This window comes from Bacillus sp. BC05(2025) (assembly GCF_056725905.1).
Genome location: NZ_JBWYRA010000001.1, coordinates 155,247 through 170,602, shown reverse-complemented (window position 1 = coordinate 170,602; position 15,356 = coordinate 155,247). Strand labels below are relative to the sequence as shown.

14 protein-coding genes and 1 other annotated feature are annotated in these 15,356 nt (G+C 32.2%); of the genes, 2 read left to right on the top strand and 12 right to left on the bottom strand.

The genetic code is table 11. The annotated features are described in order from the left end of the window. Window positions 1–102: 102 nt before the first annotated feature. The 8 genes from ACZ76X_RS00845 to ACZ76X_RS00810 all read right to left on the bottom strand — a co-directional run bounded on the left by ACZ76X_RS00845 (window position 103) and on the right by ACZ76X_RS00810 (window position 9,602). On the bottom strand, window positions 103–1,341 hold the full coding sequence (locus ACZ76X_RS00845; protein ID WP_479849165.1) for an MFS transporter: 1,239 nt from the start codon (window positions 1,339–1,341) through the stop codon (window positions 103–105). Between the two features lie 65 nt (window positions 1,342–1,406). After that, window positions 1,407–1,665: a binding site (T-box leader), on the bottom strand. 177 nt (window positions 1,666–1,842) lie between these two features. Continuing rightward, on the bottom strand, window positions 1,843–3,981 hold the full coding sequence (locus tag ACZ76X_RS00840; RefSeq protein ID WP_479849164.1) for a penicillin-binding protein: 2,139 nt from the start codon (window positions 3,979–3,981) through the stop codon (window positions 1,843–1,845). 372 nt (window positions 3,982–4,353) lie between these two features. Further along, window positions 4,354–4,953, bottom strand: coding sequence for an undecaprenyl-diphosphatase (locus tag ACZ76X_RS00835; protein WP_479849163.1), 600 nt, complete (start codon window positions 4,951–4,953; stop codon window positions 4,354–4,356). A 249-nt stretch (window positions 4,954–5,202) separates the two neighbouring features. After that, window positions 5,203–6,189 (bottom strand): zinc-binding dehydrogenase, encoded by a 987-nt coding sequence (locus ACZ76X_RS00830; RefSeq protein ID WP_479849162.1) that lies wholly within the window; start codon window positions 6,187–6,189, stop codon window positions 5,203–5,205. Between the two features lie 107 nt (window positions 6,190–6,296). Continuing rightward, window positions 6,297–7,712 (bottom strand): HAMP domain-containing sensor histidine kinase, encoded by a 1,416-nt coding sequence (locus ACZ76X_RS00825; RefSeq protein WP_479849161.1) that lies wholly within the window; start codon window positions 7,710–7,712, stop codon window positions 6,297–6,299. Beyond that, window positions 7,709–8,383 (bottom strand): response regulator transcription factor, encoded by a 675-nt coding sequence (locus ACZ76X_RS00820; protein ID WP_479849160.1) that lies wholly within the window; start codon window positions 8,381–8,383, stop codon window positions 7,709–7,711. The genes ACZ76X_RS00825 and ACZ76X_RS00820 overlap by 4 nt, the downstream gene beginning before the upstream one ends. A gap of 12 nt (window positions 8,384–8,395) precedes the next feature. Further along, window positions 8,396–8,926, bottom strand: coding sequence for a hypothetical protein (locus ACZ76X_RS00815; protein ID WP_479849159.1), 531 nt, complete (start codon window positions 8,924–8,926; stop codon window positions 8,396–8,398). Between the two features lie 163 nt (window positions 8,927–9,089). Further along, a complete protein-coding gene (locus ACZ76X_RS00810; RefSeq protein WP_479849158.1) occupies window positions 9,090–9,602 on the bottom strand; it encodes a GrpB family protein in 513 nt (170 codons plus the stop codon). Between the two features lie 127 nt (window positions 9,603–9,729). Here ACZ76X_RS00810 and ACZ76X_RS00805 point away from each other — a divergent pair, with 127 nt between their 5' ends. Together ACZ76X_RS00805 and ACZ76X_RS00800 are read left to right on the top strand one after the other, a co-directional pair. Next, window positions 9,730–10,611: a protein kinase family protein gene (locus tag ACZ76X_RS00805; RefSeq protein WP_479849157.1), complete on the top strand. Its 882-nt coding sequence runs from the start codon at window positions 9,730–9,732 to the stop codon at window positions 10,609–10,611. Window positions 10,612–10,697: 86 nt separating this feature from the next. Next, complete coding sequence (locus ACZ76X_RS00800) at window positions 10,698–11,966, top strand: LytS/YhcK type 5TM receptor domain-containing protein (RefSeq protein ID WP_479849156.1); 1,269 nt, start codon at window positions 10,698–10,700, stop codon at window positions 11,964–11,966. Window positions 11,967–12,058: 92 nt separating this feature from the next. On the opposite strand, the gene ACZ76X_RS00795 is transcribed toward ACZ76X_RS00800, so the two are convergent. The 4 genes from ACZ76X_RS00795 to ACZ76X_RS00780 all read right to left on the bottom strand — a co-directional run bounded on the left by ACZ76X_RS00795 (window position 12,059) and on the right by ACZ76X_RS00780 (window position 15,354). After that, the gene (locus tag ACZ76X_RS00795; RefSeq protein WP_000120182.1) at window positions 12,059–12,166 is read right to left on the bottom strand and encodes a YjcZ family sporulation protein; all 108 of its coding nucleotides are present in this window, start codon (window positions 12,164–12,166) and stop codon (window positions 12,059–12,061) included. 135 nt (window positions 12,167–12,301) lie between these two features. Then, window positions 12,302–13,102, bottom strand: a complete 801-nt coding sequence (locus tag ACZ76X_RS00790; protein ID WP_479849155.1) for an energy-coupling factor transporter transmembrane component T family protein — start codon at window positions 13,100–13,102, stop codon at window positions 12,302–12,304. Then, complete coding sequence (locus ACZ76X_RS00785) at window positions 13,095–14,795, bottom strand: energy-coupling factor transporter ATPase (protein WP_479849154.1); 1,701 nt, start codon at window positions 14,793–14,795, stop codon at window positions 13,095–13,097. Before ACZ76X_RS00785 ends, ACZ76X_RS00790 begins: the two co-directional genes overlap by 8 nt. 10 nt (window positions 14,796–14,805) lie before the next feature. Beyond that, window positions 14,806–15,354: an ECF-type riboflavin transporter substrate-binding protein gene (locus ACZ76X_RS00780; protein WP_479849153.1), complete on the bottom strand. Its 549-nt coding sequence runs from the start codon at window positions 15,352–15,354 to the stop codon at window positions 14,806–14,808. Window positions 15,355–15,356 lie beyond the last annotated feature (2 nt).

Below are 15,356 nucleotides of genomic sequence, written 5' to 3'. Positions count from 1 at the left end.
AAAAACCACCCTCGTTTATCAATAATTGTTCACTCTTCTTATATTTCCATATATAGGAGGGTGAACCCTCCTATTGAATACCGTAAATCAAAACCAAGAGAACTATTTTGAATTGATTGACTCAGAGGAATGCACTTTAGACTGTGATGGCAATAAAGTAAATACACATAATATGATAGTTATAAGCAACATTACTAATGATCCTACAATAACGACAAGTTGTATAGAAATAAATTGAGTTGCAACTCCGAATAATATCGTAATTAAAATGGTAGCGCCCGCAATCACAAGCCCATATATACTCCCAATCCGTCCCATCATATGGACAGGAACATTATTTTGATAAAAGGTGTTAAATCCTGTATTTGCATATGCCATAGAGAAAGATAAAATAAAGAATCCGATAGTAGCTATTAAAAACTCATTTGAAAAAGCATAAATTAAATAACCGATTGCGATGAATAATGATCCTATTCCAATTAAATATGGAGGTGTTAATTTTTTTGATAAAATTGTATTTGTTATGGCTCCTAAAATAAACCCCGCTCCAGCAATACTAACTAAAAAACCATATTCACTATCTGTTAACAATAAAACCTCTTTCGCAAATGATAGTTCAAGTGAATCATTTGCGGCAGATAATACCATCATCCCTTGAAATAAGAAGTATACAAAAACGATATAAAAAGATTTTTTACTGAAATTTAAAACGATGTTCCAATCTTTTTTTAGTAGAGCTAGAGATAACGTCTCATTTGATGTATGAATATCGGATTTTTTATCAAGATTAGGTAGCAGTAATGTAATTACTCCTGATAGGAGAAATGCTATAGCATTTATATATATAGCAAACTCTGGTGTACTTGCTATTAACAATACTCCCACTATCGCTGGACCAATTAAAGATGCACCAGATCCTATTAAACTACGTAATGCGTTGAAACGTTGTCTTTGCTCTACTGGTATTAATTTCGTCATATACGTCATAGCAGTTGGCTCATAAATTGCACTGGCCATACTGATAAAGAATACGAATACATAAACAATCCAAAGTGATGGAAGTAAAGGTAAAATAGCGATAAATACCGCACGATATATATCGAGGTGAATCATTAACTTCCGTTTATTTAAACGATCAATCATACTTCCTGACCATGCGTTTGTAAATAAAGCGGCTAATGGTTTAATTACATATAAAGTAGCAACAGCCAAGGCTGATCCTCCCATATGATAGACAAGTACATTCAGTGCAATTAAGTAAATCCACGCCCCTAAATTCGCAATTCCAACCCCAGACAGTAGTAATAAAGGATATTTCCAATCTTTAAGTAAGTTTTTCATTTTAGGCCCCCGCTTTCCAAATTGTATTGAAACAATAAAAAAATCCCACCCCCAAGACTTTTTGTCTTAGGGACGAGATTTATCATCGCGGTGCCACCCTAGTTTGTTAATATGTCGCCATATTAACCTTATCAGGTACTGCATTGTAGATCATGCTTATACCATAGCTCTATAACGGGAGCTCCCGTCACACCACCCCCTAATAATAGGTTCCGATGTACTGCTCAGAGGCTTGGTTCAATAAAGAATTTTTGCTCCTTTTCAGCTAAATGGAGCTCTCTGTGAAAAATTCATTTTATTTACTCTTCTCTTCACTGCATTTAATTTTTTTCATATTATCACAAAAACATTTAACTGTAAATAAAAAATAATCAGATATTTAACGGCGTGTTTTTGTTAATTCTTTTATTTATTATTTTTTCTAAAAATTACGGTGCGTGAAATTACTTAAATCTATAAAATAAAGAGCCTATTGTATATAGACCCTTCACTTTGTCCGAATTAATTTGTATTGGCCTCTACTAACGGTTGTAAAGGTGGTTCTAAGTTTAATTCTAGTGTATCGCCTTCTTGTATATCTTGTCCCTTTTCAATGCTTTGACTCGTTACATAGCCCGTACCTGTAGTCTTTAATTCTAATTTTAATAGTTTAGAGAAATACATAACATCACGCATGGACCAACCTTGTAAATTAGGCATTTTTGCGTCGGCACCTAATAAAAAGATACGATCTCCTTCACTCATTATTTCACCAGATTGCGGATATTGTTTTTTTATTTTTCCTTCTCCTAAAACTATCGGTTGAAGTTTCTCTTTTTTCACACTATTCTCTACTGTATCCATTGATTGATTTACATAATTTTGTACTTTTAATTCAGAACGTTTCGTTGCATCTGCCATTTGTTTTTCTGTATATGGTTTCACTTTTAAATATTCAAGGCTATTTTTCATAACTGGTTTAAATATTTCAGCGAGCGGCTGAGCTCCATACTCATCTCCCTTTAACTTTGGCTGCTTAATAGCTAAGTATACAATTAACTCTGGGTCATCAATTGGAGCCATACCTAAAAATGAAAAAATATAATTTTCTTTCCCCTCCATATATCTTCCATTTTCAGGATTCGGAATTTGCGCTGTTCCTGTCTTACCTCCTATTGGATAACCATCCACTTTATACATTGTACCAGTACCTTTTGAAGACGTAATAACACGCTCCATTAAGTCTCTTACCTTGTCCGCTGTCTCTTTTTTTATCGGATTCCCAATTTCTTTCGGTTGATTTTCCATAATAACTTGTTTATTTATTGGATTTACAACTTTATCAACGATATATGGTTGCATCATTTTCCCGTCATTTGCTATAGCAGTAGCAGCTTGGATTAATTGAATAGGCGTTACTGTAGAGCCTTGTCCGAAAGAAGTTGTGACTTGTTGAATTTGTGTATTTAATAATAAAGTGTTTTTACTTTCACCAGGTAAATCTATTCCAGTTTTTTGATTGAATCCAAATTTATTCATATATTGCTTAAATTTATTTGGTTTCAATAGCTGATCTTCTAAAATAGAAAATGCTACGTTAGATGATCTTTCAAAACCTTCATCAAACGTAATAGATCCCCATCCAAATCCACCGTTATGATCTTTAATATCAGATGAACCAACTGAATATTTTCCGGATTGAAAATATTCTTTCCCGTTATATACACCTTCATTAATTGCAGCAGCTAGCGTAAATATTTTCATTGTTGAACCTGGTTCGTATGCATTTGCGATTGGATCATTTAAAAAATATTCGATATCGCCTTTATTAGGATTAAAACTAGGTTTACTAGACATTGCTAAAATTTTCCCGGTCTTTGGATCCGCTATGATTCCCACTAACATAGAGGGGTCATAGTGCTCTTGCGCTTTATTCATCGCTTCTTCTAAAAAACTATTAATTTGTTTATCGAGTGTAAGGTATACGTTATTCCCATTTTTAGCGGGTTCTATTTTCCCTATATCATTTGTAAGCGGGATCCCTCTTGGTGCTCCCACATATTCTATATTCCCGTTTGTAGAGCGCAAATATTTATCTAGGCTCTTTTCAAGTCCAAATTTCCCTTCTGTATTTCCTTTATCGTCAGGTCTCGCAAAACCAAGTATATAGGATGCAAAATCTTCATTTGGATATACTCTTGCTTTCTCTGACATAAAAGATACCCCCGGAATTTTTAATTTTCTGATTCTTTCCTTTGCTTCTCTAGATAAATTCCGGCCAACTTTTCCAATTTCAACTTGTGTGCGTCCCTCATGAAAATTTTTTAATACGTCCTCTTTATCAATTTCAAGCGCATCAGCTAATCGCTCTGCAGTTTCATCTTTATTTTTCACTTTATTGGTTCCTTTTAAATTCACAACAACACGATACGTTGTGGAATCTTGGACTAGCACTTTTCCAGCTTGATCATATATTGTGCCACGATTTGCTTCCAAAACACCATTTTTATTATGTTGTTCATTTGCTAGATCCTTTACATTTACATTATGCAAGACTCCTACTGCCTGAATATAGAAAAAACGCAAAAGCATAATAAGAAACAAAACAATAAAAGCAACCATAAAATAACGCGCGCCTTTATTCGTTTGAAGTTTATGCATATTTATCCCCTTTCTTTCACAATTAAGTACTACGATGATGTGCTATAAATTATGTAGTTTTTGCTTTCAATACTATATGTTTCGAACTTTTCCTTTTAATTCCTTTAAAATAGCCTAAAAGTAGCTATTGTTTCTGTTTTTATTTTATTTATCTATTTACAGTACGGTGCGTGAAATTTACGAATATTCTATCACGAACAGGTGATTTATTATAAACTACATATTTTACTTTTACTTAAAATGCTAATTCATTTATTCTTTCACCACCTCTTTAATGTATATGTCCTTTTCTTGTGCACAATAAAAAAGTTCCCCTTTGGATTTCCAAAGGAGAACTTTTTAACAAACCTACAAATAGTTATTTATAAAAATTTAAGCTATATGATTATATTTCGCTAAAAAAGGAATTCGTTTCGCTACTAATGCGTACATTTTAAATACAAATTTCGCTATCGGTTCAAACATACGTGTACTTTGCACTACTAAGCCGCTCGTAATAAATGTTAAGAAAGCAGCACCAAGTATATCTAGAGGATAATGAACTCCTACGTACATGCGTGATACACCAACTAATACCGCCCAAATAAGAGCGACATATTTAAGTTTTTCCCCTCTAAGTAAAAAGACAAATGCAATAGAAAATACAAGTACAGAATGATCACTAACGAATGACGAGTCTGCTGCATGGGGCACTAATTGATGTACATCATGTGATACAAATGGACGTGGGTGGTAATATACCGCATGTATCAAAACATTTACTAGTAATGCGATAATGACTGAAAGCGTCGTATATAAAACTGTATATTGTTTTCTAATCGCATTCTCTTTCTTTCCATTATTAAACCATAAGATACACATAAATAGAATGGCTACATATGCAGCACTATTCGTAATAGCAATCATTAGTGTATCTAATAGTTTAGATGATCCAGCAAAATTATTAAACCATTGAAATGCTGTGTAATTCATAATACTCTCTCCTTACATAAAAGCGTTCTTGATTTACACAGTATACAACATCAATATGAAAATAGGCTTAATCTTTTCTCATCTAATTCTCATTTTACTATTACGTATTTGACAATATTGAGACTAATTATAACGGCTAATTATGTATAAAGCTAAAAAACCTTTAAAATAATACGGATCATATGCTTTTTATGTGTAGAATACATAACATAGTCATTTCAATATATGAGTTGCAAAATCATATTTGTATTACATACGAAGCGCAATGTTACCAAATTGTTCTCCTTGTTCCATACGAGTTAACGCCCCAATGGCTTCTTCTAACGAATATATTTTATCAATAATTGGTTTAATTTTATGTTTCTCTATAAGCTGAATCATTTCATTAAATTCCTCACGGCTACCCATAGATGTTCCCATTATATCGATTTGATTATAAAATAATGCCCGTAAAGGTAATTCAACTTTATCTCCTGAGCTTGCACCAAAATTAACAATTCTCCCATTTGGTTTTAATACATCAAAGTATTTTAAGAATGTTGCTGGTCCTATACTATCGATGATTAAATCTACTTTCTCTCCGTGTAAACTCTCTTCCCAATTTCCAGAACTATTAAAAGAAAAGTCTGCGCCGTATGTTTCAGCAAACTTTCTTTTGTTCTCAACTCTTGAAGTAACACTGACTTTTGCGCCAATTGCTTTCGCAAATAACATGGCAAACGTTGCTACACCGCCGCCTATTCCTGGAATTAAAACATGTTCTCCACGCTTCAATCTACCCTTTGTAAAAAGCGCTCTATATGCAGTTAGTGCCGATAAAGATAATACGCCAGACTCTTCCCAAGTAAGATATGACGGTTTTGCCACTACATTTTCAGCTGGTACAATGACATATTCAGCAAACGTTCCATCTTTCGGTCCACCTAACACCTCTGGTAACTCTGGTACTTCGGCAATAGTATCCCATCCAATGCTAGGATTAATAATAACCTCGCTTTGTAATAAAGTACCTGAAACACCTTCTCCAATTTCCGTAACAATACCAGCACCATCTGATCCTAGAACTAATGGTAATTGCATTTCTTTTCTATTATTCATTATAAATAAATCTCGATGATTTAAGCCTGCTGATTTTAATTTCACTTTCACTTCTCCAGCATCAGGTGTTCTCTCAGGTAATACTTTATATTCTACCCCTTCAAATCCAGCTTTATATTGATGTACGATAGCTTTCATTTTTATTCCCCCTTCATATTTCTAATGTACTAGAAAGTTCGAAATAAACAAAATAATTTGACCGTAAAAAAGAAGGAATCCCCAAAACATTCCTTCTTTTTGAATTATTAAAGTAAAACGGTAGGCAGTGTAATCGTAACGATTGTTCCTTCGTCTTCTTTACTCTCCATTTGAATCATTCCGTTGTATTTCTCTACAAGTCGTTTTGCAATAGACAAACCTAGACCATTTCCACCTTGTTTTCGACTTCTTGCTTTGTCCACACGATAAAAGCGGTTAAGAACAAAAGGTACATCAGCTTCGGGTATTCCTGCTCCATGATCTATGATACGAATTTTCACTTTTCCTGCTTGTACACTAGATTCAATACATATATATTGATTATCTTCCTTTGTATACTTCACTGCGTTATCCATTACGATAATAATAATTTGTTCTAAGTAAGATGATGGTATTAAGACATACGCTGCATCTCCATCCAGTTTCATATCAAATTGAAATTCAGTTTGAAGTACAGCAAAGTTTTGTGTAACTTGTTTTAATATACTGTTTACATGGACTGGATCTGCTGCGATTGGATGCATCTGTTCTGATTCAGCCCTTGATAGTTCTAGCAATTCTAAAACTAACTTATTTAAACGATCGACTTCCTTTAAACTGGATTGAAGCGATTTATCTAAAATTGCCGGATCATTTTTCCCCCACCGATTTAACATTGACAAATGGCCTTGAATAATTGTTAATGGTGTTCTCAGTTCATGAGATGCGTCTTCTACAAACTGTTTCTGTTGTGTGAAAGAAGTTTCTACTTCATCCATCATTTCGTTAAATAGAAAAGATAATTTTGCAAGTTCATCATTATTTTCACGTACTGGAACCCGTTCATTTAGTCCATTTTTCTTAATACGTTTCATCGTATCCGTTATATTTTGAACACTTGATAATAGTTTTTTCGTGATTAGTAGCCCACCTAAAAAACTAAAGATTAATCCACATATTCCAGCGATAACCATTACCACTAAAATAATTTTTAATAAATGATCGAAAGCCTCTAAGTTTTTCGTAAGTTCAATAGTACCAGTGAACTCTTTTGTTTGAATTGGTATACGCTTAACTAAAATACGATCTTCTACATGTCTTTTTATAAATAATTCCTCTTGTGTAACTTGTTTTGGTTTTATCCACGCTTCATTAAATTCTCGTGAAACAGTAACAATTGGTTTCTCGTCCATACCGATAATACGAATCATTTGATGTTTATCAATCATAGTGTTTAAGAAATCTTTACTGTTTTCAAACGTTTTACTCGAAAGGGTATCATTTTTATCTTGGAAGTAGGCCGCTATTTCTGTCACTTGTCTATTTATTTGTTTCTGTTCATAATCTATAGTCCACTTATTAATTACAATAAACTGCAGAACGCTATATAAAATGAATAAAATAAAAACTAGAGTAGTGGTCCATAGTGTTAATTTCCACTTGATAGGTAGATTTCGAATTCGATGCACAATATTTTTAATCATTTCATTATATATCCAGCACCACGGACTGTTTGGATATATTCCTCCTTATCTACACTATGTAACTTGTTACGTAAATAACGCACATATACATCAACGATATTTGTCTCAACCATTGTGTCATATCCCCATACTTGATCCAATAAAACATCACGGGTAAGTACTCTATTAATATTTTTCATAAACATCAGCAATAGTTCAAATTCTTTATTTGTTAGTTCGATTTCTTCGTTTCCTTTCGTAATCGTTCGCGATTCAATCTGGAGCTGTAAATCTTTGAACGTAAGAGATGAAACATGTTTGTTTCCTATATGTTCTTCTCGTCTAAATATAACTCTCATTCGCGCTAACAGCTCTTCAATTGCAAATGGTTTCGGAAGATAATCATCGGCTCCGCTATCTAATCCTGTCACGCGGTCCATAATACTATCGCGTGCAGTCAGCATAATTATAGGTATATTTTTAGTTGCCCTTAATCTACGACACACTTCTAATCCATTTAATCCTGGTAACATTAAATCCAATAAAATAAGGTCGTAATTTGTTGCAAGCGCAGCTTCTAAACCCTTCCTTCCATCAAGCTGTATGTCTACCTTATATCCTTCATACTTTAGTTCTAATTCTAAAAAATCAGCTAAACTTTCCTCATCTTCAATAATTAATATGTGTTGCAACAGTAATTCCTCCTATATAGTTACATGAATGAGTAATCCTATCCCAAATATAATTGCAATAACTTGATGTACTTTTCTATACAATAGCAAGTTTGTTTTTTTACTATGTTTCTGTAAGAAAAAACCAACGATTCCTAGTATGATTAAAATGAAAAGAGAGAAAATACCACTATAAAATATAAGTATATGACGGCTTCCTTTTAATAAAAAATAAATGCCGTGAGTAATTGATACAGCTAATACAGTATAACCAATTAATATGTGAAATTTTTTAATACAAAAATATAATTCTTTCATCAATTTAAACCCAGCTATATTTTTCTTTTTAAAAAATAACCACACATGACGTAAAAACCATAACGATGCAGCTAAAATTGCCCCATATTCACCGAAAGAACCTAATTTCTTATTTAACCATTTCACATCTAATACATTTCCGTATATTACATTTATAAACAGCAATGCTACACTACAAAAGATAATAGTAAAGCCTATAATTTTTACAAACAAATGAAAATATTTATTTATTAGTAACTTCTCCATTTCATTTAAGCTCCTTTCTTAAAAAGCTTCTGTAACAAGCAGAATATCAAATGAAAAAGAAAGGAACATGAGAGAAAGATTAAAATAAAATGAGAATTTTAAGATCACTTAATTTTATCCCACTTTAATGGGCAGCAAGACTCCCACTGATTAAAGTTTCACTTTATTTATCAATCTTTTTAGCTTCTTGTATTATTTTTTGAATAAACGGTGCTTTTGCATTTGTATATGAAGCACGATCAAAAGGATATGTAGCAGCAAGTTTCTCTTTTAAATCTCTATATTCTTTTTTTGCCCATTTATGTTCTATAAGAAAATCACGAAATAAAATGTTATTCTGCCACTCCTCGCTATTATAAATATAAACATGTAAATGGTGGGTGCCTGCTCTCCATTTTCCCTTTCTAAAAAAACACCAATTAGGGGTTTCTTTTGGAACATACTCATATCCAATTTTTAATAACGCTTCAATCCAATTTTCGGTAACTTTCAAATCAGTTACACCAATCATCATATCAATTAAAGGTTTCGCACCTAATCCCTCTACGGATGTACTTCCTATATGTTCAATAGCAATACAATCTTCTCCGAATAAAGAAATAAATTTCTCTTTATCTATTACATACTCTTCATGCCATTCTTTTTGATACGGTTTAATAACGATTTGTTGTTCCATTTTAGCCACCTTCTTATAATTATTTATTATTATATTTATAAAATTTCATGTGATTAACATAGGATTTTCAAAAAATATGTCGAATACTGAAATATACAATTTAATTATAATAAATGCGAGGTATATTATGAAAGATAATCCAGTTGAAATTCAGTTGAATCAAGTTACATTCCGGTTAAAAGAACATCATAATTTTGATTGGCTATTGAAATTAGGAAACATATTTGCGGTTTTTGACCAGCAAGATTCAGGCAATCTATCTTTCGGTGTAGAAAAAGATGGGCGTAAGAAATTTATTAAATATGCAGGGGCACAAACACTTGCATATAAAGGGACAATAAAAGACGCTATTGAAAGATTAAAAAATTCAGCTTCCCTATACGAGGAATTAAAGCATGACTCACTTATAAAACTAATTGAACATTATCCAGTTCACTCTGGATATGTACTAATTTTCGATTGGTTTGATGGTGAATGTCTTCATTCACATTGGAGTTTTCCGCCTCCTGAAAAATATACTAACCCAAGCTCTCCATTTTATAAATTTAAGCATTTATCAGTTATGGAACGAATTCAATCATTACATTCCATTTTTTCTTTCCATACATTTGTTGAAAAGAAAAACTATGTAGCAATAGATTTTTATGACGGTAGTATTTTATATAATTTTCATACAAATGAGACGAAGATTTGTGATATTGATTTATATTCTAAAAAACCATACGTGAATAAACTGGGACGATTATGGGGTTCCTCTCGTTTTATGTCTCCTGAAGAATTCGAGCTACATGCAATGATTGACGCAAGAACAAATGTATTTAATATGGGAGCAATGGCTTTTGCTCTCTTGGGCGGTGGAAAAGATCGCTCCTTTACGAAATGGGAAGCAAGTAAAGATTTATATGAAATAGCGTATCGTGCTGTAAATGAAAACCGAATTGAACGATATGTATCGGTTGAAGCATTTTATGAAGAGTGGCTAAACGTGGCTAATACTGAAAAGATATAAACTTATATTATTAAAAGCAAAAAGTTTCTACTATAATCATGTATAATATATTTGAAATGGAAATTCAAAATAACGAGGCAAATATTATGAACTTTGTTTATATTAATCAAAACGTATTAAATAATCTTCTTTACATTTTAAGTAGTATATTTATTTTTTATTTTTTATATGATAGCGGGCGCAATTTGAAGAAATATAAAAAACTACTTATTATACTTTGTACGAGTATCCCTCTTATTTTATGTATGCGCTATCCTATCTATATGGATGAAAATTGTATTCATGATTTAAGACAAATACCAGTTATTATAGGTACGCTTTATGGTGGCTTCCCTGTTGGTATAATATTGTTTGCCATCTTATTAATTACAAGGTTTTCATTTTATGGATTTAGTATGTTGACAATATTAGTTTATGGCACAATGTTTATCATTACAGCGTTCGCATCCGCAAAATTTAATAAGTATAATAGAAAAGTTAAGGTAGCTTACGGAATGTTTTTAACATTTTTTCTAGCAATATTTACAACTGTAATTGTATTAACCTTATCAGATTTTGAAGTGAATAATTTATACATTATTTATTTCATAATATTACCAACTATTTTAATGTTATTTGTAATTTATTTTAATGAGGTTTTAAAAGATGCAGTATGTATGCGATCGAAGTTAATCAAAATGGAGAAAATGGAGATTGTTAGCCAACTCGCTGCTAGTATATCGCACGAGGTAAGAAATCCTTTAACTGTCGTAAAAGGATTTACTCAGCTTTTAAAAACACCAAATTTAACTCCAGAATCAAGGGACGAGTATATTGAACATATACTCGAAGAGTTACATCGTGCCCAAGGAATTATTGATGATTATTTAACTTTCGCCAAACCTGCTTCAGAAAAGTTAGATCATATTTCAGTAGAACAAGAGTTAAATCGAGTTATTAATATGATTTTACCTTTATGTAACATGAACACAATACATATTACAAAAGATTTCTCTACGGCAACAATTGTTGGTAATAAGCAGCACTTTCAACAATGCTTTTTAAACTTAATAAAAAATGGTATTGAAGCAATGCCTAATGGTGGTACTTTAAATATTTCTTCATCTATTAGTAATAATAAGGTTATCATACGAATTGAGGATAGCGGAATTGGTATGTCACAAGAACAAATAAATCGATTTGGTGAACCGTATTTTAGTACAAAAACGAAGGGTACAGGTTTAGGCACAATGGTTGCTGTTAAAATTATTGAAACGATGCAAGGTAATTTAAAAATCCGAAGCGTTATTAATAAAGGCACAATTTTGACAATTACATTACCGAAATGTAATATGAACTCATCTAAGAACAAATAAAAAAGGAGCATAGTTGCTCCTTTTTTATTTGTTTCGATACATAAGTATCTTATATGTTTTGTAAGTTTACATTTGTGGAGACTAATTAGAAATTAGTACCCTCCGCCCCAACAGCTGCATCCAACGATAATTAACAAAATGAATAACACAACTAATAAAGCGAAACCTCCACCAAAACCACAAGAACCACCGTAACTCATATTTTCTCCTCCTTTTGGTTTGAAAACTAATAGGTAGTTGATCATTTTAACTGGTTCGTATTATACATTATGTAAATATCCCCTTTTTGAGCATGTCTATATAAAAATAAGTAAAAGCACTCATTTGAGAGTGCTTTAAAATGGATACCAAAAGTTTTGAAATACATGTAACTTTAAATACACAGCAATAATTAAAATACAAACACCTACAAATAAAGCAATAAAATCCCCTCTTTTCGCTTTATTTGTATAAAACCACGTACGTGTATCCTTCTTACCAAATCCTCTTAAATCCATTGCATTTGAAACTGTATCGATTCTATCTAGAGAATGAATAATTAAAGGCCAGAAAATTAAGACTCGGTTTTTCAAACGAATCCATAAACTTGCTTCTCCTTTTTCAAACGCTACTCCTCTTGCCTCTTGCGCATGTTTAATAATTTTATATTCAGACTGAATATCAGGTATGTAACGTAATGCAATATTTATCGCATAAGTAATCTTATAATGAATTCGAAATTTACTTAGGCTACTCACAAATCCACTTGGATCAGTCGTATAAATAAAAATAAGTGTAAATGGTAATAGCGTAAAATACTTTAACGAAAGTGTAGCTGCATAAAATAAAGTTTCATAAGTAATCGTTGCATATCCAATATGCAGAAATGAAGTATATGATTCCGTTAATTCAGATCCATGGGTGGGTGTAATAAATAAGATCATGACAGAATTTAATAAACTAAATGTAAATATAACAGTAAAAACAATAAAAATTTTACGAAATGGAATTTTAGCAACTAGGAGTCCAATACATCCAATTATAAATACAAATAGCAATACGCGAAAATCAAAAAATAAAAAAGTAAGCGTCATACAAAAAATAAATAACAATAATTTCACTGCTCCATCCATACGATGAAAATATGTACTATACACCTTCCTCCCCCCTCATAACATTAAAATAAAGTTCTATAAACCTTTCAGGATTTGCAATACCACTTAATTTAACGAGTTTGAATAAAGAACTCTCCCTTAAGTTCGCTCTATGTAACGTTTTTAGATGTCCTAATACAGTAGACGCGGTATCATTCGCAATAATTTCCCCTTCATGTAAAACTATTGCTCTGTCTGCATATTCTAATGCAAGATTCATATCGTGTGTAATAAAAATAAAAGATATTCCCTTTACAGCTAGTTTTCTTATAAACGTCATAAACTGTTTATAATGATAATAATCTTGTCCCGCTGTCGGCTCATCTAATATGATAAGTTTCGGATTTGTCGTTAGTACAGATGCAATCGTTACTCTCTTTTTTTGTCCGTAACTTAATGCCTGGATTGGCCAATTTCGAAATGGATACAAGCCACAAATTTTTAATGTTTCTTCCGCTCTAAGCTTAATTTCTTCCTTTGATACCTTTTTTAATTTTAATGTGAATGAAACCTCTTCTATAACAGTAGGCTGTGTAATCATATGATTTGGATTTTGCATGACATATGATATAATCTCTCCACGTTTACGAATAGACCAATTATTAATATTTATTCCATTAAATAAAATCCTATCATTATTTGTTTTGTTAATACCTATAAGACTATGAGCTAATGTTGATTTTCCGGCACCATTATGCCCCAAAAGTACAACAATTTCCCCTTCTTTTATAGAGAAATTTACATTATCTAATACTTTTTGTTTATTAGAATAGGAGAACGACAAATTTTCTACTTTCAATATTTCTTTGTTTTTAGGAGTATTTTTATAAAAAACTTGCTTCTCCATCCACTCATTTATTGCGCTACGAACACTTTCTCTTTGAAGATTTTCAAGTGGGTATATTCCCTCATTATTACTATCAAACTGTAACCTCTTTAATCCTTCCATGTACATAGGTTCCCTTAAGCCAATAGATGGTAATATATTTGAGGCCAAAATCTCTTCGGGTGTCCCTATCGCAACGATTTCCCCTTCATCCATTAAAATAATTTTATCTAAATTCAGATTTAACATTTCTTCTATTCGATGTTCAATAATTACAATTGTTTTATTATATTGTTTATGTATATCTTTAATAAGTTCTATTGTATGTAAGCTACTTACTGGATCTAAATTCGCTAAAGGTTCATCAAACAATAATATATTAGCATTTGTCGTTAACAGACCCGCTAAAGAAACAGTTTGTTTTTGCCCTCCTGATAATTCATGAGGACTTTGTTTATGAAAAGTATGCATCTTTACCTTTTTTAATGATTCTGAAACAATCTTTTTCATATCATCTTGATTTACACATTCATTTTCTAAATAAAAAGCCACATCTTCTTCTACTGTAAGACCAATAAATTGGGCATCTTGATCTTGCAAAATTGTTCCTACCTGTATACTCTGCTCAAAAATACTCCCTTTCCTCGGGTCTTTTCCGGCAATAGAAATAGTTCCAGTACTACTCCCTTCATAAGAAAATGGGATTAGCCCATTGATACAATGAGCTAACGTTGATTTCCCTGAACCACTACGCCCAGCAATTAATACTTTTTCCCCAGGATATATATGAAACGTAATGTCTTTTACAGTAGGCTGTGCCGCATGCTTATATTGAAAACTAAATTTTTCTAAAGAAATAATTGGTTGCATGTTAACATCCCTACTTTTCAATTTTTAAATGTGTATGTTTCTTATTTGACTTAGCTAGACCCATTGTAATTGGCAACCCAAGAACTAAAAATACAATAACATCCGCAATTGTTGCTCCTAATACTTGTATTACAATTTTGTCAAACGGTTCTCCCATGACAATAATATCGAATGCCCCAGCAAATATAATAGCAATGACGATACCAATTAATCCCGTAATGGCTAAATAAGAAATATCGCCTTTATTATACGTCCCGTTTTTCACACTAAAGCCAACTCTTTTTTGAATGAGCCCCATTGCAAAACCAATAATGCCTGAACTAATAACCCATCCCCACCAAATACCCCAGCCAGCAATTGTATCCGTTACGGTATGACCGATAAGTCCTATTAACAGCCCTGCCACTGGACCAAATAAAGCTCCAAAAACAGTTAAGATAGCTAATGCAGGTTTAATAAACGTATTTGGTGCAATAGAAAATCCCCAGAGCCCTAATATACCGTATAATGCTGCTCCAATTCCGATTGCTACTACTAACTTTGTTGATAATTTATTCATTA

Coding starts and splice junctions, on each gene's coding strand:
- ACZ76X_RS00815 (WP_479849159.1), bottom strand. CDS start 8,926: ATGGAGAAGTTACTAATAAATAAATATTTTCATTTGTTTGTAAAAATT.
- ACZ76X_RS00805 (WP_479849157.1), top strand. CDS start 9,730: ATGAAAGATAATCCAGTTGAAATTCAGTTGAATCAAGTTACATTCCGG.
- ACZ76X_RS00830 (WP_479849162.1), bottom strand. CDS start 6,189: ATGAAAGCTATCGTACATCAATATAAAGCTGGATTTGAAGGGGTAGAA.
- ACZ76X_RS00835 (WP_479849163.1), bottom strand. CDS start 4,953: ATGAATTACACAGCATTTCAATGGTTTAATAATTTTGCTGGATCATCT.
- ACZ76X_RS00840 (WP_479849164.1), bottom strand. CDS start 3,981: ATGCATAAACTTCAAACGAATAAAGGCGCGCGTTATTTTATGGTTGCT.
- ACZ76X_RS00810 (WP_479849158.1), bottom strand. CDS start 9,602: ATGGAACAACAAATCGTTATTAAACCGTATCAAAAAGAATGGCATGAA.
- ACZ76X_RS00845 (WP_479849165.1), bottom strand. CDS start 1,341: ATGAAAAACTTACTTAAAGATTGGAAATATCCTTTATTACTACTGTCT.
- ACZ76X_RS00825 (WP_479849161.1), bottom strand. CDS start 7,712: ATGATTAAAAATATTGTGCATCGAATTCGAAATCTACCTATCAAGTGG.
- ACZ76X_RS00785 (WP_479849154.1), bottom strand. CDS start 14,795: ATGCAACCAATTATTTCTTTAGAAAAATTTAGTTTTCAATATAAGCAT.
- ACZ76X_RS00800 (WP_479849156.1), top strand. CDS start 10,698: ATGAACTTTGTTTATATTAATCAAAACGTATTAAATAATCTTCTTTAC.
- ACZ76X_RS00795 (WP_000120182.1), bottom strand. CDS start 12,166: ATGAGTTACGGTGGTTCTTGTGGTTTTGGTGGAGGTTTCGCTTTATTA.
- ACZ76X_RS00780 (WP_479849153.1), bottom strand. CDS start 15,354: ATGAATAAATTATCAACAAAGTTAGTAGTAGCAATCGGAATTGGAGCA.